Genomic DNA, 17,607 nt, shown 5'->3' with positions numbered 1-17,607 from the left:
CGGGCGGGCCGCCGCCACCGGGCCCGGTCGCGTACCGTTGCCGCTCATGGGTGTGTCGCAACGCTTGAAGAGCAGGTTCCGCCGGTTCCTCCAGCGCCCGGGGACGACGGTCGACCTGGGGCCGCTGGAGAAGCTGCTGCCGGCCATCGAGGCGCGCGAGGAGAAGCTGTCGGCCCTCGACGACGCCGAGCTGACCGAGGCCGCCGGCGCGGCCACGGGCTACGAGGAGATCTGCGCGATCGGCCGGGAGGCCGCCCGCCGCGGCATCGACCAGCGGCCGTACGACGTGCAGCTGCTCGGCGCCATGGCCCTGCTCTCGGGCAAGGTCGCCGAGATGGCCACCGGTGAGGGCAAGACGCTCACCGCCACCATCGCCGCGTACGGGCACGTCCGGCTCGGCAACGGCCCGGTGCACGTGCTCACCGTCAACGACTACCTGGCCCGCCGCGACGCCCAGTGGATGGAGCCCGTCTACACCCTGCTCGGCCTGACCGTCGGCTGGGTCAACGAGGCATCCACCCCCGAGGAGCGGCGCGACGCGTACGCCTGCGACGTCACCTACGTCTCCGTCAGCGAGGCCGGCTTCGACTACCTGCGCGACCAGCTCGTGACCGACATCGACGACCGGGTGCAGCCGCCGCTGCGCACGGCGATCGTCGACGAGGCCGACTCGATCCTCATCGACGAGGCCCGGGTGCCGATGGTCCTCGCCGGCGCGGTCGCCGGCGAGCAGGACCCGGTGCACGCGGCCGCCGCCCTGGTGCGCGGCCTGCGCAAGGGCAAGCACTACACGGTCGCCGAGGACGGCCGCAGCGTGGCCTTCACCGCCGCCGGCCTGGCCGCCGTCGAGGCCAGGCTCGGCATCGACCTGTACGACGAGGAGCACGTCGCGCAGCTCTCGGCGGTGAACGTGGCGCTGCACGCGCACGCCCTGCTGCACCGCGACGTCGACTACATCGTCCGCGACGGCACCGTCGAGCTGATCGACGAGATGCGCGGCCGGGTGGCCCAGCGCCGCCGTTGGCCGGACGGGCTCCAGGCGGCGGTGGAGGCCAAGGAGGGCCTGGACGCCACCGCCGAGGGCGAGGTGCTCGGCACCATCGCCGTGCAGGCGTACATCGCGCTCTACCCGACGGTGTGCGGCATGACGGCGACCGCGGTGCTGGTGGGCGACCAGCTCCGGGAGTTCTTCGGCCTCGAGGTGGCGGTGATCCCGCCGAACACCCCGTGCGTCCGCGAGGACGAGCCGGACCGGATCTACGCCACCCGGGCCGAGAAGGAGGAGGCGCTGATCGACGAGATCACGCGCTGCCACTCGGCGGGGCGGCCGGTGCTGGTCGGCACGCTGGACGTGAAGGAGTCCGAGGGGCTGGCGGCCGGCCTGAACGCCGCCGGGGTGCCCTGCGTGGTGCTCAACGCCAAGAACGACGACGAGGAGGCGGCGATCATCGCCGAGGCCGGCGCGTACGGCGCGGTGACCGTCTCCACCCAGATGGCCGGCCGGGGCGTGGACATCCGGCTCGGCGGCAGCGACCAGACCGACCGGGAGCGGGTCGCCGAGCTGGGCGGCCTCTACGTGATCGGCAGCGGCCGGCACGACAGCCGGCGGGTCGACGACCAGTTGCGCGGCCGGGCCGGCCGCCAGGGCGACCCGGGTGGCTCGGTCTTCTTCGTCAGCCTCGAGGACGACCTGGTCGTCCGGCACGCCGGCGACGCCGTCCCGGCGTCGCCCCGGATGAACGCCGACGGCCTGGTCACCGACGAGCAGGTCGACTACGCCGTCGAGCACGCCCAGCGGGTCGCCGAGGGCGTCAACCACGAGATCCACCGCAACACCTGGCGCTACAGCGTGGTCATCGAGCAGCAGCGCAAGGCCCTCGCCGAGCGGCGGGAGCGGCTGCTGACCAGCGACGTGGCGGCGCTGATGCTGCTGGACCGGGTGCCGGAGAAGGCCGAGGAGCTGGACGAGGACCTGCTCGCCCGGGCCGCCCGGTGGATCGCCCTCTACCACCTCGACCGGCTCTGGGCGGAGCACCTCGCCGAGCTGTCCGAGGTGCGCGAGGGCGTGCACCTGCGCGCGCTCGGCCGGCTCGACCCGCTGGACGAGTTCCACCGGGCGGCGGTGCCGGCGTTCAACAACCTGATCCCGGAGATCGAGAAGCGGACCATCGCGACCTTCGAGGAGACGGAGTTCGGCGAGGACTGGGAGCCGGACGAGGCGAAGCTGGTGCGGCCGAGCGCCACCTGGACGTACCTGGTGCACGACAACCCGTTCGGCTCCGAGCTGGACCGGTTGATCGCTTCCGTGGGTCGACGGCTCAGCGCCGGCTCCCGCTGACGCGTCGGGGCCCCTTCCGCGCCACGCGGCGCCGGAAGGGGCCCCCTTTTGCGCCGTTTCGACCCTGGTTTGCGAGGGTAGTAGGCCGGGTCCGAAGAATCGGGAGAGATCAGAAGATGGAATGGGTGACGGCGCCGGTCGGGCGTGCGGGGGCGCGCGCGGGGTCCGTGGAGGCTGTGCAGCGGTGAACCTGGAGATGCGGGACCCGGCGGTGGAACGGCTCGGCGTCCTGGAGACGGCCGCCCTGCTGCGGGAGCTGACGGCCGGGCTGATCGCGGTCGACGACTTCGACGAGGCGCTGGCGGCGCTGGTGCGCATCGGCCGGGACGCGGTGGACGGCGTGAGCTGGTGCGGCTTCACCGCGCTGCGGGCCGGGGAGCCGGCCGGCGTGGCCGCCTCCGACGAGCGGCTGGCGGGGCTGGACGACCTGCGGCACGGCCCGGACTCGCCGGCGATGGACGCGATCCGGCGGCGGGAGATGATCCTCTCCGAGCACCTGGGCCGCGAGCCGCGCTGGCCGGCCTGGACGCCCCGCGCGCGGGAGTTGGGCGTGCACGGGGTGATCTCCGCCCCCGTCGACGTCGACGAGCAGGTGATCGGGGCGATCAACCTCTACGCCGGCGCCGCCGACCTGCTCACCCCCGGGCACCAGCTCACCGCGATGCTGCTCGCCGAGCACGCCGGGCTGCTCCTCGCGGCGGTCCGCGACCGGGCGCGCCGGGCGGCCCGGGCCGGGGAGCTGGACTCGTCGCTGCTGGGCGACGGGGTGGTGGGGCAGGCGATCGGGGTCATCATGACCCAGCGCGGCTGCCCGGCCGAGGAGGCTCTCGACGTGCTGCGCAGCGCCGCGTCGTCGCTGGACATCCCGCTGCGCGAGGTGGCCGACCGGCTGGTCAGCACCGTGTCGCGCCCCCGGGACACCTGAGTCCCGTCCGCCACCCCGTCGCCGTCCCGTTCGCCGCCCCTCCCGGCGCCGTGACATCTGGGGCCGATGGGCGCGTGTCGTTTCGCCCTGGGAGCGCCCGGGTAGCACTCTGGATTCGTGGGGTGAGTCGACCTGGGGGAGGAACGATGCAGAGCCGACTTCGGGTGCAGGGGCACCCGATCCAACCGATGCTGGTGACGTTCCCGTTCGGACTCTTCGTGAGCGCGACCGTGTTCGACCTGACCGACGTGCTCGGGGGACCGGCCTTCCTCGGCGAGGTGGGCTACTGGAGCTCGGTGGCGGCCCTGTTCGCCGCAGCGCTGACGGCCGTGGCCGGCATGATCGACCTGTGGGACGTGCCGGGCGGCCGGACCCGGCGCACGGCGGTGACCTTCAACCTGGTGAACGTGGCGATGGCCGCGCTGTTCCTGGTGTCCTGCCTCGTCCGCGCGGACGCGCCGCAGCGCGGCGCCGGCGTCGTGCTGCTGCTCACCGAGGTCGTTGCCCTGGCCGTCGGTGCGCTCGGCGTCCGGCTGGGCGCCCGGCTGGTGCGGCTGTTCGACGCGGGCCGCCGGGCCGAGGCGACCACCTTCGACGCGCTGGGCGGTGTCTCCGGCTCCACCGTCGACCTGGCCCGCCCCCGCCCCTGACCCACCCCACCCCCCGTCTCCGCCCCCGCGATCTTGCACTTGGCGCCCGGACGAAGGTGGCAGTTCCGCCCGATCCGAGGGCGGAAGTGCAAGATCGCGAGGCGACGAGGATGGCGGGGAGGCTCAGCTGGTCGGGTGGGATTCGGCGTGGTGGGCGGCCAGGACGTCCGCGCCGAAGTCGCTGGCCGGGCGGCGCAGCACGGTGTGCGCGTGGTTGCCGTCGTCGGTGGTGTTGTCGTACTCGATCAGCAGGTCGTCGCCCTGCACCCGGTAGTAGTGGCGCTGGCCGGGACGGGTCGGGCCGGCCCAGGCGAAGTGCAGCTGCCCCGAGGTCAGCCGGCGTGCCTCCCGGATCGCCAGCTCGGGCGGGAGCCGGTCCAGGTAGAGCGCGACGAGCTGGTCCAGCAGCGCCCGGCCGGTGGGGCCGAGCCGGTCGGCGGGCACCCCGAGCGGCTCCAGCGGCGCGTCGACGCGGGCGCGGGTGGCGCTGATGATGTCGCCGGGCGCCTCGTCGGCGACGATCGCGGCGGCCCGGCCGGCCGGACCGATGGCGTCCAGCAGGGCGCGGCCCAGGTCCTCCTCGACGCCCAGGGGCCGGGAGACGGGGCGGCCGGCGTACCGGACGGTGGCCGGGTTGGCGCCGAGGAAGATCGGCGCGGGGGAGACCTGGTCGGCCACCACGGTCATGCTCACCGAGAGGTGGTGCCCCTCCAGCCGCCACGCCCACGCGTCGTCCCGGGCCGGGTCGCCGAAGACGGCCACCCAGTAGTCGCCGCTGTGCCGGCCCCGGCGCCATCCCTCCGCCCGGTCCAGCACCTCCTCCAGCCCGACGATCGCCATCGCCTGGGCGTACGCCGGTGGGCTCAGCGCGGTGGCCAGCAGCCGGTGTGCGGCCTTGCGCCCGGCGCGGTCCAGGTCGGCCAGGCACACCCCGGGCCGGGGTCGCGGCCGGTACTCCAGCCAGCGCCGGGCCTGCTCGTCGTCGAACCGGAGGGCGGCGCGGGCGCGGGCGGGCTCGTCCAGCGCGGCCAACAGCGCCGTGCCGGCGGTGCGCATCTGCTCGGGCAGCGGATCTTCCACCGCCTCTGTATACCGGCCGGGACCCGGGCGCGGGGGCCGTCCCCCGTCAGCCGGCCGGTGTCTTCAGCAGCGCGAGCATCTCGGGCAGGTCGAAGAAGCGGGCCGTCTCCACCGCCGACGGGTTGCCGTGGTGCGGGTCGGCCCCGGCGGCGAGCAGCGCCCGGACCGCGTCGGCGCTGCTGCGGAACGTCGCGGCGGCCAGCGCCGTCTGCCCCCGGTCGTTGGTGCTGGCATGGTCGGCACCCCGGGCGAGCAGCGCGGCGACCGTCTCCGGGTGGGCGTGGTACGCCGCCAGGATCAGCAGGGTGTCGCCCTTGTCGTTGGTCAGGTCGACCGGCAGCCCCGCGTCGACGTAGTCGGCCAGCTCGTCGGTGCCGCCGTCGCGCGCCAGGTCGAACATCCGGTGCGCGAACGCCAGCGTCTCGGCGTCGAGTTCCTCACTCACCGGTCCAGGTTAGTCGTGCGGCAACCTGGTAGGTTGCTCGGCCGGCGCGCTGGGGAGGGGCGATGGACGGCACGGTGTACGTGGGCAACGCGGGCGTCGACGGTGCGACGAACGCCGGCTGGCTGCTCGGCCACTTCATGCCGCCCGGCGACGTCCGGCACAGCGCCGACGTCGAGGTCAAGTGGGGCGTGCACCCGGCCGGTGAGGCGCGCTCCCGATGGGCGACCGACGAGCGGCGGACCGCCCTGCTGGTGCTGGTCAGCGGGCGCTTCCGGGTCGAGTTGCCGGACCGGACGGTGGTGCTGCGCGAGCCCGGCGACTACGTGCTGTGGGGGCGCGGGGTGGACCACTCCTGGTACGCCGAGTGCGAGGCGGTCGTGCTGACCGTCCGCTGGCCGTCGGTCCCCGGCTACCGGGTGGAGCCGCCGGTCCGGCGCTGACCCGTACCGACGCGTGGACGCGCGTGTCCCGGCATGCGGAATTGCCTACTAAACCCATAGGATTTACAGGCTAAGCTGAGGCTCCGCACGTCGCCGTACCCGAAGGACCGCCATGACCGACCGTCGCCAGCCCGACCTGCTCGCCATCGCCGGAGCATGGGCCGCCGATCCGGCCGGATGGCCGGTGCCGCTGCGCTTCGACCCGGCCTCCCGGTGGTACGCCCGGCTCGCCCAGACCGACCACGAGGTCTGGGCGCTGAGCTGGCTGCCCGGACAGGGCACCGACCTGCACGACCACGGCGGCTCGGGCGGCGCGTTCCTCGTCGTGGCCGGCACCCTCACCGAGGAGACCGTCAGCGGGGGTCGGCTGCGCCCGCACCACCTGGCCGCCGGTTCCGGCCGTCGCTTCGGGCCCCGGCACGTGCACCAGGTGACCAACCGGGGCGACGAGCCGGCCGTGAGCGTCCACGTTTACCGCCCCGCCCTGCGCCGGATGACCCGCTACCTGCTCGCCGACGGCCGGCTCCGCGCCGCCGAGGTGGCCGAGGCCGGGGTCGCCTGGTGAACGCCCCACCGTCCCGCGCCACCGACCGTCAGCACCCACCGGAGGAAACGACCATGCCGCAGACCGACCCGCACGCCTGTCCGGCCCCGGCGCCGCCGGGCTCCCGGGGCATCGACGAGATCCTGGCCGCCGCCCGCGCGCGGCTCGACCGGCTGAATCCTGAGCGGGCGCACCTGGCCTGCCGTGGCGGGGCGCTGCTGGTCGACATCCGCCCGGCCGCCCAGCGGGCCGCGCACGGCACCGTGCCGGGCTCGCTGGTGGTCGAACGCAACGTGCTGGAGTGGCGCTTCGACCCGCGCTGCCCGGCACGGCTGCCGCAGGCGGTCGGCTACGACCTGCCGGTGGTGGTCATCTGCCAGGAGGGCTACACCTCCTCGCTGGCCGCCGCCGCCCTGCAGGACCTCGGGCTGCACCGCGCCACGGACGTGGTCGGTGGCTTCGTCGCCTGGCGGCTCGCCGGCCTGCCCGTCCTCGGCCCCACCCCACCACCCCGTCCGTCCACTCCCGCGCCCCCGGTGACCGCCGGCCGGGCGCCGTCCTGACCGTCCCGCCCCACCGGGCGTGGCGGCACCGCCGTCCCCAGGAGGCTCCATGTCCGTCGTCGCTCTCACCCCCCGGCCCCAGCCGGCCGGCCGCCCCGGTCCGGTCCGCCCGCGCTCCGCACCGACCCTCACCATCACCCTCGACGTCGCTCCCGGGCCGCTGAGCCCCCGCCTGGCCCGGCTGCTGGAGCTGATCGGCGAACTCGCCGAGTCGGGGGAGGGGCGCGTGCGCCCGGCCGCCGCCGAGGGCCCACCGGCGGCGCCCCGCCCGGCCCGGGCCGCCGCGCACCCCGACGGAGCCACGGCCGTCGCGGACCCCGGCCCGGCCCCGGACGCCGGGCGCCCCGACCGGGTCCGGATCCTCGCCGGGCCGCGGGTCGTCCGCCACGGCTCCCGGGCGGTGGCGCTGACCCGCATCGAGTACGACCTGCTGCTGTTCCTGGCCGAGCGGCCCCGCCAGGTCTTCACCCGCCTCCAACTGCTCGCCAACGTCTGGGGCTACGAACACGCGGTGGCCCGCACCGTCGACGTGCACGTCCGCCGGCTGCGCGCCAAGTTCGGCGCCGACACGCCGCTGGTGACCACCGTCCACGGTGTCGGCTACCGCCTGGCCGACGAGGCCCGGATCGAGGTCGACCGGAGCCGCTGACGGGCACCGGGAACCGAGTTCGACGACGGCTCCTCACGAGCCCGGCCGTTCGGCACCCGGCGCGGCGCACCCGAATCTCCGGGTGCGCCGCGCCTTCTTCCGTCCGGCGAGCTACGGGACGCCCGGGGCGCCTCGGCGAAGCCTCCTCGCCTGGACCGGCGGCGGCGTTCGCCACCGTGAGCCGTCATGATGCGCTCTGGGGCAAGTCCGCGGCCAGAAGCGAGGTCAGGCCGTCGTGGTCGGCGGTGGCCGCGAGACGTGCGGCGATCTCATCCAGGTCATACACCTGCACAGCGACGTCGGCGGTGGTCGGGTCCACGGCCGCCCTGATCTTGCGATGCAGCACCTTGGCGATCGGCCGATGGGCCGACAGGCGGTGGAGTCGACGGCTCGTCCGCGGTCCGGCCTCACCGAGGGGTGTCGACGAGGCCGGCGCGGTGCGCGATCACGACCAACTGGGCACGGTCACGGGCGTCCAGCTTGTGGAGCAGCCGACTCACGTAGGTCCGAGCGGTCGCCGGGCTGATGAAGAGTCGCTCGGCGATCTCGGCGTTGTTCAGTCCGAGGCCGATCTCGGCGAGGACCTCGAGTTCCCGTGGTGCGAGCCGGCCGATGAGGTCCGGGTCGGGCCCGGACCGGGACCTGACGGCGGCCCGCATGACGGTCGTGGTGACATCGGGGGACAGGACCGGCCGCCCCGCAGCGACCGCCCGGATCGCCTCGCGCAACTCCTCCGGGGCGATGTCCTTGAGTACGTAGCCGGCCGCGCCGGCCCGCAGCGCCTCCAGCACGGTCTGCTCCTCGCCGAAGGTGGTCAGGACCAGCACGGCGACATCAGCGAGAGCGGGGCACTCGGTGATGATCTGGGTTGCTGCGATGCCGTCGAGGCCGGGCATCCGGATGTCCATGAGAACCACATCCGGTCGCAGCTCGCGTACCCGGGCGACGGCAGCCCCGCCCTGGTCCGCCTCGGCGACGACCTGGATGTCACCGTCATGTTCGGCCAGGGCCTTCAGGCCGCCGCGCAGCAGTACCTCGTCTTCGGCGATGACCACCCTGATCACCGTGCTCCTCCGATCGGCAGTACCGCCTCGACAGTGAATCCCGTGGGGGTGGACCCGGCCGTGAGGGTGCCGCCGAGCAGTGCCGCCCGCTCCCGCATACCGTCGATTCCCCGCCCCCCGTCGCCCCGGGTGGACCGGAGACCGGGTTCCGTCCGCGCGCCGTGGCCGTCGTCGGCGACGCGTACGCGCAGCTCGTCCTTGCTGCTCCGGACGGTGATCGTGGCCTGGTTGGCGTTCGCATGACGGAGCACGTTGGTAACCGACTCCTGCACGATCCGGAAGGCGGTGCTTGCCGTCGGCGCGGGAATGGCGGCCTCGTTGACGTCGATCGAGACCGTCACGTCGAGTCCGGCGTCGCGGGCCGCCTGCGCGGTGCGTTCGATGCCGGTCAGGGTGAGCAGGGCCCGGCCCGCGTCCTCGCGATCGGACTGGAGGATCGCCAGGGTGCGGCGCAGATCCGCCAGGGATGACCGGGTGGCGTCGACGACGTTGTCGAGGGCCCGCGCGACGGCCGCGTCGTCGGTACCGAGCGACTGCTGCGCGACGCGTGCCTGGACGGAGACCAGGGACAGCGCGTGGCCGATCGAATCGTGGACGTCCCGTGCGATGCGCAGGCGTTCTGCCTCAAGGTGGCGGGCTGCCCGTTCCTGCTGATGGTGACGTTCCAGGGCGACCACTCGGCGTTGCTGGTTGCGCAGGGCACGCGTGCTGCGGACCGCGAGGGCGAGGGCGATCGCGCAGCCGATGAGGGCCACGTTCGTGATCAGGTCGTAGGCCAGGACGGCGCTGGACTCGCCGTCGGTGATGCGGAAGTACAACGACACCGCAAGCAGGACCGCTCCGACAACGGGGGCCACGGCTGCGCGTCCCCGCTCGGCGGCGCTGTAGAAGGCCCCGACCAGGGGCAGCGCCATGCCGATCGGTGGGTATCCGGCGGCGTAGTAGGCGAAGACGAGCAGGACCGCGGTGATCAGCACGGCGACCGGCAGCCGGCTGCGGAGCAGCAGCAGCGCACCGAAGCCGGCCGCGAACACGTACGCCCCGACGTCGTGTCGCCCACCGTCGTGCGAGCCGATCGCGATGATGAGCGCGACCGCGATGGCCTGGCCGGCGGCGACCAGAGCGGTGAGGACCCACGGGGCCACCTCACCGTCGCCCGCGCCACGGGTCATGGACATGATCGACATGATCGCATCCGTCTGCCGGGCGACGTGTACGTCGTGGGGCGACGTTCCATGTCGCCTCACGGTGTAGCGCCCACCGAAAAGTGACGAGACTTGACCGACAGGCCGGCCGAGCAGGCGACTCTAGCGTGAAGACATGGAACCTGCCTCAGTTCTTCGACGCCTCAACTGGCCGTTGGTGATCGGCCTTGCCGCGCTGGCGCTCGTCCGGCCGCTCTTCTCCATCGTCGGCCTGAGCGATGTGTTGGGGAAGCCGGCAACACCGCTCATCCTCACCATCGCCATCACCTCGGCCTGGGTGCTGATCGTGGGCCTGAGCCGGGTACGCGAGCCGCTGCTGACTCTCGTGGCCGCCGGGCTCACCTACGCGGCCGCGGCGATCCTGCTCAGCGCAGTGCTCTCGCCGATCCTCACCGGAGAGCTTCAGGGCCCGCTCGCCATGCCGTTGGCGATCATCCCGCTGTTCGTCACGAACATGCTGTGGGGCCTCGTCGCGGGCGGGCTGGCGGTGCTCGTACGGCGGCTGCGCGACGGCCGGCACGCCACCGCGCATGCCCCAGGCGACGAAGACCGACGCACCCACCTATAGGAGACAGGTATGACGCGCTCGACGGCGGAGCCGGTGGACTCCGAGCAACGGATTCTGCTCCGAATCGGCGCGGTGTGCGCGATCGTCGGGCCACTTGTGCTCGGCGCGTCGTTCGCCCCGCACGGTGATCTACCCACGCGCGAGGAGAGTCTCGTAGGCGAGGCCGTGGCCCTGCGGTTCATCGCCGACCACCAGACCTGGCTGCTCATCCATCTGGGCACGATCGTGGCTGGGCTTATCTGGCTCGGTGCTTTCATCGCACTCGCGAACACCCTGCCGCCGGGCGTCGCCCGCGCGGTCGGCCGGTTCCTGGTACCCAGTGCGATCGTTGGGAGCCTCTTCGTCGTCTTCGACTACGGCGTGGACGGCTACGCGCTCAAGGTCCTGGCCGATGAGTGGGCCACCGCTACCGGTCCGGAACAAGAGGCGCTGCAACGCATGGCCGAAACCGGAATCTGGTTCCTCAACGGCACCTTCCACAGCGAGATCGTTGTGTTCTACGGGTTGACCATGCTCTTGGCCGGGCTGGCGGTCGCCCTCGATGCCCGCTATCCCCGCTGGTTCGCGGTTGCCGGGGCGATCGCCGGCGCGGTGGTGCTCACCAATGGCCTGCTGGCCTTCGCCGGGGTCGGTTTGGCGCCGGCCGGTGGCACCGACCTGTTGCTCTTCGTGATGGTCCTACCGCTGGAATCCCTCTGGCTCATGGTCCTCGGCGGCCTGATGTGGCGGCTCGCCAGACGCCGAACCGTCCAGCCTCCAGTCGAGTAGGGGCGAACGAGCTCTTCGGGACGGCGCTCGACCGGTCAGGGCCCCGGCAAAGTCGCGGCGGACGTTCGGCTTGGTCTGGTTGGTGTAGACGCGCCGGCGACCAGCAGGCCGGCCGGGACCGCCGGCGTCAGCCACCACCAGGATGCCCAGGTCACCGGGCCGCCACTGGCGGCTGCGATCAGCCGTCCCAAAGTCGGGTGTTGATGCAACGGAGCCCTGCGGTCAGGTCACGTCGGCGGCCTGCCGCGCACGGGTGCGGTCGCCCGGGGCGGGGCGACCGCACCCTGTCGGTCAGAAGTCCACGTGCCTCAGGTTGAGGCTCCGGCAGTTGTTGGCCGGGTCGAACGTCCACGCGTCCATGATCAGACTGAACCGGGTGTCGTGCTTGTACCCGGTGGCCAGCCGCGCGTACTTGGTGTAGCGGTACGAGCCGTCGGCGTACCGGTCCCAGATCGAGGACGTTCCGCCGGGCACCCGGTTCCAGATCGACCAGGTGTGGTCCTGGAAGACCGTGTTCTCGAACCGCCAGCCCTGGCACGAGGCGTAGCTGCCGCCCATGATGAGGCCCCAGCCGCTGTAGTAGTCCCCGGTCCAGATGCACATCTCCCCGGACCAGCAGTCCGACTCGTAGGCGGGGTAGACGACGTAGGCGTACGTACTGCCGGTCGGGCCGACCCCGGCCGTCGGCGTGACCTCCCGCGCCGTGCCGTCCGGCTCGATCCGGTAGGCCTTGCGGACCCGCTCGGTCCGGTCACCGACGGTGGTGGCCTGCGCGGGGCGGTCCGGCTCGGCCGCGGACACCGGTCCGGCCGGCCCGCCGACCACCAGCGCCGGGCCGAGCACCGCGGCCAGTCCGAGAACGGCCATCATTCGTGCCGCGAGTTTCATGGGTTCCCCCTTCAGGGTCGGGCGGCGGCTCCGGGCTCCCCCTCGTACGAGCCCGGAGCCGCCGACTGCTGTTCCTCGACCCTGCCGGCACGGTCTGGTTGGCGACCTTACGAACGTCTTAGTGGCCGGCGCCGCATAGCGTTGACCAGTACCGACTAGTCGCCCAGGACGCGGAGGAGGGCATGGAGGTCCGGTTACTCGGCGCGGTGGAGGCGCGCGCGGCCGGCCAGCCGCTCGCCCTCGGCCCACCCAAGCAGCGGGCGGTGTTCGCGGCGCTGGCCGTGGACGCCGGCCGGCCGGTCCGGGTGGAGACCCTGGTGGACCGGGTCTGGGACGATCCGCCGCCCGCCGAGGCCCGCAACGCGCTGTACGCGCACATCATGCGGATCCGGCGCCTGCTCGACCGGGCCGCCGAGCTGGACGGCGGCGCTGCCCGGCTGGACCGCCGGCCCGCCGGATACCTGCTGGACCTCGACCCGGACCGGGTCGACCTGCACCGCTTCCAACGTCTGGTGGAGCAGGCCCGCGACGGCCGGTACGACGACACCCAACGCGTGACGCTGCTGCGCCAGGCGCTGGACCTGTGGCGGGGCGACCCGGTGGCGGACCTGTCCGGCGGGTGGTTCGCCCGGTTGCGCGACGGCTGGCAGCAGCACTGGTTGGCCGGCGTGGTGGCGTGGGCCCGGGCCGAGCTGCGACTGGGCAACCACGACGCCGTCCTCGGGCGACTGTCCGACCTGGTGGTCGACCACCCGTTGGTCGAACCCCTGGTCGCGGTGTCGATGCAGGCGCTGCACGCCGCCGGCCGGAGCGCCGAGGCCCTGGCGCACTACGCGGTCACCCGGGCGCGGTTGGCCGAGCAGCTCGGCACCGACCCCGGCCCGGAACTGCGGAACCTGCACCGGGCCATCCTGCGCGGGGAACCCGTGCCGGCCGGGCGGGGCACCGCCCGACTGGTACCCCGGCAGCTCCCCACCCCGCCGCCGTCGTTCACCGGCCGGACGCGCGAGCTGGCCGCCCTCGACCGGGTCCGGGACGCCGCCACGGTGGTGATCAGCGCCATCGACGGGATGGCCGGGGTGGGCAAGACCGCCCTCGCCGTCCACACGGCCCACCGGATCGCCGACCGCTACCCGGACGGACAGCTCTTCGTCGATCTGCACGGCCACACGCCCGGGATGTCGCCCCGCGAGCCGGGCGAGGTCCTCGACCACCTGCTGCGCTCCCTCGGTGTCCCGGGCCCGCAGATCCCGGCCGGGCTCCAGGAACGGGCCGGGCTGTACCGCACCCGGCTGGCCGACCAGCGGATGCTGATCGTGCTGGACAACGCCGCCACCGAGGCACAGGTGGCGCCGCTGCTGCCCGGTGCGCCCGGCTGCCTGGTCCTGATCACCAGCCGGCACCGGTTGACCGGCCTCGACCACACCGGTGCGCTGTCCCTGGACACCCTGCCCACCCCGGACGGGGTCGCGCTGTTCGAGCGGACCGTCGGCCGGGACCGGCTCGGCAGCCCGTCGACCGAACTGCTGATCGAGGTGGTGGAACTGTGCGGTCGGCTGCCGCTGGCGATCCGCATCGCCGCCGCCCGGCTGCGCTCCCATCCCGCCTGGAGTCTGTCCCACCTGGTGCTGCGGCTGCGCGACCAGGAACACCGGCTGGCCGAACTCGACGCCGGCCAGCGCAGTGTCACCGCCGCCCTCGACCTGTCCTACCGGCACCTGAACCGTGCCCAGCAGGACGCGTACCGCCTGCTGGGCCGGCACCCGGGCCCCGACATCGACCCGTACGCCCTGGCCGCGCTCCTCGGGGTGCCGGTGCGGCAGGCCGGGCGGACGGTCGACCAGCTCCTCGACACCCACCTGCTCCAGGAGCCGGTCCCGGGCCGGTACCGGTTCCACGACCTGGTCCGCACCCACGCGGCCGGCACGGCCGGCCCGGACCAGGCGGCACAGACCGAAGCGGCGCTGACCCGGCTGCTCGACCACTACCGGCACACCGCGGCACGGGCGACGGCGGTCGCCTACCCCTACGCACGGCGACTGCCGCCGCCGGCCCCGCCCGCCGGTACCCCCACCGTCGACCTGCCCGACCAGGCGACGGCGCTGGACTGGCTGGACGCCGAGCTGCCCAACCTGCTGGCCGCCGCGCGTCACGCCGGCGCGCACGGCATGACCGCCTACCTGCCGTACCTGTCGGCCACCCTGCACCGGCACCTGCACACCCGGGGCCGGTACCCGACCGCCGAGGTCCTGCACCACCAGGCACTGGCGTCCGCCGGGACGGCCGGCCGGCGGGCGTACGAGCTGACCGCCTGGAACGACCTCGGGCACATCCACCGGTCCCAGGGGCGCAACGCCGAGGCCAGCGACGACTTCCGGCAGGCGCTGCGGATCGCGCGCGCGACCGGCGAGCGGGCCGGCGAACTCGACGCCCTCGCCGGTCTCGGTGACGTCCACCGGTCCCAGGGCCGGTACGCCGAGGCCACCGACTGCTACCGCCAGGTCCTGCGGATCGCCGAGGAGATTGACCGTCGCTGCGGCACGCTGGACGCGCTGCACGGTCTCGGCCACATCCACCGCCGGCAGGGCCGCCCCGAGCAGGCCATCGACCACCTGGAGCAGGTGCTGCGGATCGCCCGGGAGACCGGCCACCGGCCCCGCGAACTGGACGCGCTCAACGGGCTCGGCCTGGTGCACCGCACCCAGCGGCGGCAGGCGCGGGCTGCCGAGCACTACCGGCAGGCGCTGGCGTTGGCCCGGGAAACCGGCCACCACCGGGGTGAGCTGGACGCGCTGAACGGCCTGGGCGACATCCTCCGCGCCCAGGGCCGGTACCCCGAGGCCGTGGCCCACTTCCGGCAACTGCTCGACCTGGCCGGGGAAGCCCGGGACCGAAACCTCGAGTTCGAGGCCCGGCAGGGCCTGGGCCGGATCCGGTACGCCACCGGCGATCCGGCGACCGCCGTCGACCAGCACGCGCGGGCCCTCGCCCTGGCGGACGAGTTGGGTCAGCCCCTCGACCAGGCCCGCGCCCACGACGGACTCGCCCACGCCCAGCACGCCCTCGGGCGGTTCGAGTCGGCCCGCGACCACTGGCGGCAGGCCCTGGCCCTGCTGACCGTGCTCGGGGTCGACCAGACCGAGGACGAGGAGACCAGCACCGACGCCGTCCGCGCCCACCTGTCCCGCCTCGATCCGGCATCGTCCGAATGAACCAGCCGGCGGCGGTCGGCCGGAATCGGGTGGTGGGCCGGTGGGCCGGTTGGCACACCGTGGCCGTGTTCCTGACCATCACCTCGACCGTGCCGTCCGCGACCGATCTGGGCTTCCTGCTGCACAAGCACCCGGGCCGGGTGCAGAGCTCCGCGGTGTCGGTGGGCAGGCGCTGGTCCGGGGTCGGGGCACCGGCGGCCGGACGCGTTCTCCCTGGCGCAGTACGTCAACGACCCTCCGTACGCGGCCTCGTCGTTGCTCGCGGTGGCGCTGGGCCGGGTGTTCGCGATCGGACCACCCGGCGCTGTTCGGGGTGTTGCACTCCGCCGCGCATCGGGTCATCGACACCCTCGGCCGGTCCGTCGACGGCCGGTCGACCAGATCGCGATCGTTGGCGGCACCCTGATTCCCACCAGGGACCACCGCTTGGCCGCGTGTGGCAGCTCGAGCTGTTTTCGCCGTTCAGCCGGCTGGGTTGGGGTGTTCGGGGTCGCTGTCTGGCGTGACGTTTGTCGAGTACGGCGACGAGCAGGAGGACGAGTGCGGCGAGGCTGGCGGCCGTCAGCGGTGAGGTGTGGGACAGCAGTGGGGTGGGGATCAGCAGCAGGGTGATCCCGATGATCCGGCGGCGGGACACGCGGGTGAAGACGAGGTATTCCAGGCGGGCTCGGCCGGCCAGGAAGATGACCGGCCCACCCGTGATCATCGCCAGCCAGGGCGGATAGGTGTGGTGGGTGTGCTGGTGCTGCACCAGGTCAAAACCGATCGCGGTGGCCACGATCCCCAGCACCATCAGGGCGTGGGAGAAGCCGATGTGCCGTCCCCAGCTGGCAGGGTCGCGGCACTTGTCGAGGGCCTCGCCGAGTAGCGCTCCGGCGCGGAAGAAGTAGATGCGCCACAGCAGCACCGTCGTGGCGAACGCCACCAACAGCCCGAGCGTCTCGTGGCGGGTGCGTGGCCCGGAGGTGAAGACGATCCCGACGGCGAGAATGCTCTCGCCGAGGGCGATGAGCAGGAACTGAGGATAGCGATCCGCGAGATGACGACCGCCGGCCTGCCACACGGTGGCTCGCCCGTGCCCCAGGCCGGGCACCGGCCACCCCAGCCGGGCGGCACCCAGGTCGAGCACCACCGCCGCCGTCCACAGCACCACCCGAGCCCCGTCCTCGGTGAGCGCGCCGGCGATCCAGCCCACGGCGGCAATACTGAACCAGACCAGAATTCGCGAGTACAGGCGGCGCAGGGTGTGCGAGCCGAGACCGGAGGCTATGACAGCCACCCGGGTGACCTGCACCGCCACGAACGGCAGTGCGAAGGACAACCCAGCGGGTCCGAACGCCTGCGGAATCGCCGTGCCCATGATCAGCAGCCCGAGGGCGCTGCCCAGCACCACCAACTGCGTGCCCGCGCGTCTCGGTTCGAAACGGCTGGTGATGTAGGCCGTCATGGTCCACAACCACAGCAGCGGCGCGAAAAGCAGCAGCGTACGGCCGATGTTCGCCCACCGCTCGCCGATGCTGTCACTGCTGAACCCAGGCACCGCCTGCTCGACCAGCCGGGTCAACGCGAAAACCATGACGAGGTCGAAGAACAACTCGACGAACGTGGCCTGCTGCCCGCTGCCCTCCTCCCGCAGCATCCCGGCCGCCCGACCACCGCGGCGTCCCCGCCAGCCCTCCCGTCCCCACACACGAACATCACACCTCAAATGCGGGAGCAGGAACCTACGGTTCCCCGGGGCTCAGAGCGAGAACTGCCCGGCCAGCCCAAGTGCCGCGTGTCCGGACTCCGTCATCTCGTCCGCCTCGCTCTCAGACGTCGGCCAGGGGCGGGTAGCTGCCCCTGTAGCCCGGACGGGGTGTCTGGTGCGGCGAACCGGCCCTGTGGGTTGGAGTGGGTACTCCGCCGACCGCAGAGTCGGGCCCGGCTGGCTGCCACACGCGCGTCACCCCCTTGCTGCGCCCCTGGCGGTACCTGCAGCCCCGCCCCGGCCGCGCCTGGCGATTCCAGGGACAGCCAGCGCGGCTGCGGGCCACCGGCAGCACCGACTACTACCGGATCACCACAGGTCTACCGCGGGCTGGAGCGGGTCGGCGAGATGACCCGGTGCCCTGGACGGGCCCGGCGGCGTGGCTTTACAGGAGTCGGCGAAAGGCTGCGTCGCGGCTTGGAGTAGCCGCTTCGGTGTCGGCGTCGGGCTGGTCGAAGATCTATCGGCACCCTCATCGAGCGCGCTACCCGATGTCAGCGTCCGCGTCGCCGACGGCG

General features: G+C 73.3%; 16 protein-coding genes and 4 pseudogenes. 13 read left to right on the top strand and 7 right to left on the bottom strand.

Annotated features, from left to right (window positions below; all coding sequences use genetic code 11):
* Nucleotides 1-46: 46 nt before the first annotated feature.
* The 3 genes from secA2 (at nt 47) to AB0G14_RS22355 (ending at nt 3,913) form a co-directional block, all read left to right on the top strand.
* Nucleotides 47-2,338, top strand: coding sequence for an accessory Sec system translocase SecA2 (gene secA2 / locus AB0G14_RS22365; RefSeq protein WP_357700280.1), 2,292 nt, complete (start codon nt 47-49; stop codon nt 2,336-2,338).
* 184 nt (nt 2,339-2,522) lie between these two features.
* Nucleotides 2,523-3,263, top strand: coding sequence for a GAF and ANTAR domain-containing protein (locus tag AB0G14_RS22360; RefSeq protein ID WP_350705734.1), 741 nt, complete (start codon nt 2,523-2,525; stop codon nt 3,261-3,263).
* A gap of 146 nt (nt 3,264-3,409) precedes the next feature.
* The gene (locus AB0G14_RS22355; RefSeq protein WP_357700277.1) at nt 3,410-3,913 is read left to right on the top strand and encodes a DUF2231 domain-containing protein; all 504 of its coding nucleotides are present in this window, start codon (nt 3,410-3,412) and stop codon (nt 3,911-3,913) included.
* 123 nt (nt 3,914-4,036) lie between these two features.
* Here the strand turns inward: AB0G14_RS22355 and AB0G14_RS22350 are convergent, their stop codons facing one another.
* On the bottom strand, nt 4,037-4,993 hold the full coding sequence (locus AB0G14_RS22350) for a DUF3500 domain-containing protein (RefSeq protein WP_357700275.1): 957 nt from the start codon (nt 4,991-4,993) through the stop codon (nt 4,037-4,039).
* A gap of 46 nt (nt 4,994-5,039) precedes the next feature.
* Nucleotides 5,040-5,438: an ankyrin repeat domain-containing protein gene (locus AB0G14_RS22345; protein ID WP_357700273.1), complete on the bottom strand. Its 399-nt coding sequence runs from the start codon at nt 5,436-5,438 to the stop codon at nt 5,040-5,042.
* A 62-nt stretch (nt 5,439-5,500) separates the two neighbouring features.
* Here AB0G14_RS22345 and AB0G14_RS22340 point away from each other — a divergent pair, with 62 nt between their 5' ends.
* The 4 genes from AB0G14_RS22340 (at nt 5,501) to AB0G14_RS22325 (ending at nt 7,634) form a co-directional block, all read left to right on the top strand.
* On the top strand, nt 5,501-5,878 hold the full coding sequence (locus AB0G14_RS22340) for a signal peptidase I (RefSeq protein WP_357700271.1): 378 nt from the start codon (nt 5,501-5,503) through the stop codon (nt 5,876-5,878).
* Nucleotides 5,879-5,990: 112 nt separating this feature from the next.
* On the top strand, nt 5,991-6,443 hold the full coding sequence (locus AB0G14_RS22335; protein WP_357700269.1) for a cysteine dioxygenase family protein: 453 nt from the start codon (nt 5,991-5,993) through the stop codon (nt 6,441-6,443).
* Nucleotides 6,444-6,496: 53 nt separating this feature from the next.
* Nucleotides 6,497-6,985, top strand: coding sequence for a rhodanese-like domain-containing protein (locus AB0G14_RS22330; RefSeq protein ID WP_357700267.1), 489 nt, complete (start codon nt 6,497-6,499; stop codon nt 6,983-6,985).
* 49 nt (nt 6,986-7,034) lie between these two features.
* The gene (locus AB0G14_RS22325; protein ID WP_357700264.1) at nt 7,035-7,634 is read left to right on the top strand and encodes a winged helix-turn-helix domain-containing protein; all 600 of its coding nucleotides are present in this window, start codon (nt 7,035-7,037) and stop codon (nt 7,632-7,634) included.
* 184 nt (nt 7,635-7,818) lie between these two features.
* Here the strand turns inward: AB0G14_RS22325 and AB0G14_RS22320 are convergent, their stop codons facing one another.
* From AB0G14_RS22320 to AB0G14_RS22310, 3 genes are all read right to left on the bottom strand, one after another.
* Nucleotides 7,819-7,980 (bottom strand): hypothetical protein, encoded by a 162-nt coding sequence (locus tag AB0G14_RS22320; RefSeq protein ID WP_357700262.1) that lies wholly within the window; start codon nt 7,978-7,980, stop codon nt 7,819-7,821.
* A gap of 61 nt (nt 7,981-8,041) precedes the next feature.
* Nucleotides 8,042-8,698 carry a response regulator transcription factor gene (locus AB0G14_RS22315; RefSeq protein ID WP_357700260.1) on the bottom strand — a complete coding sequence of 219 codons (657 nt, stop codon included), beginning with the start codon at nt 8,696-8,698 and terminating at the stop codon, nt 8,042-8,044.
* Nucleotides 8,695-9,876, bottom strand: coding sequence for a sensor histidine kinase (locus tag AB0G14_RS22310; RefSeq protein ID WP_357700258.1), 1,182 nt, complete (start codon nt 9,874-9,876; stop codon nt 8,695-8,697). The genes AB0G14_RS22315 and AB0G14_RS22310 overlap by 4 nt, the downstream gene beginning before the upstream one ends.
* Before the next feature lie 142 nt (nt 9,877-10,018).
* Here AB0G14_RS22310 and AB0G14_RS22305 point away from each other — a divergent pair, with 142 nt between their 5' ends.
* Together AB0G14_RS22305 and AB0G14_RS22300 are read left to right on the top strand one after the other, a co-directional pair.
* Entirely contained in the window at nt 10,019-10,471 is a 453-nt protein-coding gene (locus AB0G14_RS22305; RefSeq protein ID WP_357700256.1) for a hypothetical protein, read from the top strand.
* Nucleotides 10,472-10,480: 9 nt separating this feature from the next.
* Nucleotides 10,481-11,239 (top strand): hypothetical protein, encoded by a 759-nt coding sequence (locus AB0G14_RS22300; RefSeq protein WP_357700253.1) that lies wholly within the window; start codon nt 10,481-10,483, stop codon nt 11,237-11,239.
* Between the two features lie 291 nt (nt 11,240-11,530).
* Here the strand turns inward: AB0G14_RS22300 and AB0G14_RS22295 are convergent, their stop codons facing one another.
* Complete coding sequence (locus tag AB0G14_RS22295; protein WP_357700251.1) at nt 11,531-12,127, bottom strand: peptidase inhibitor family I36 protein; 597 nt, start codon at nt 12,125-12,127, stop codon at nt 11,531-11,533.
* Between the two features lie 182 nt (nt 12,128-12,309).
* Between AB0G14_RS22295 and AB0G14_RS22290 the strand changes: the two genes are divergently transcribed.
* From AB0G14_RS22290 to AB0G14_RS22275, 4 genes and pseudogenes are all read left to right on the top strand, one after another.
* Complete coding sequence (locus AB0G14_RS22290; RefSeq protein WP_357700249.1) at nt 12,310-15,339, top strand: tetratricopeptide repeat protein; 3,030 nt, start codon at nt 12,310-12,312, stop codon at nt 15,337-15,339.
* Nucleotides 15,336-15,461, top strand: a pseudogene (locus AB0G14_RS22285) (hypothetical protein); the annotation flags it as partial. The gene AB0G14_RS22290 and the pseudogene AB0G14_RS22285, both read left to right, overlap by 4 nt.
* Nucleotides 15,445-15,585: pseudogene (locus tag AB0G14_RS22280) on the top strand (hypothetical protein); the annotation flags it as partial. The pseudogenes AB0G14_RS22285 and AB0G14_RS22280, both read left to right, overlap by 17 nt.
* A gap of 52 nt (nt 15,586-15,637) precedes the next feature.
* Nucleotides 15,638-15,774 (top strand): annotated as a pseudogene (locus AB0G14_RS22275) (IS5/IS1182 family transposase); the annotation flags it as partial.
* A gap of 94 nt (nt 15,775-15,868) precedes the next feature.
* Here the strand turns inward: AB0G14_RS22275 and AB0G14_RS22270 are convergent.
* Nucleotides 15,869-16,978, bottom strand: a pseudogene (locus tag AB0G14_RS22270) (low temperature requirement protein A); the annotation flags it as partial.
* Nucleotides 16,979-17,607 lie beyond the last annotated feature (629 nt).

It is taken from the genome of Micromonospora sp. NPDC023814, from assembly GCF_040639595.1.
GTDB lineage: Bacteria > Actinomycetota > Actinomycetes > Mycobacteriales > Micromonosporaceae > Micromonospora.
The sequence above is the reverse complement of the archived record's forward strand: the minus strand, read 5'-3'. Positions and strand labels throughout refer to the sequence as shown.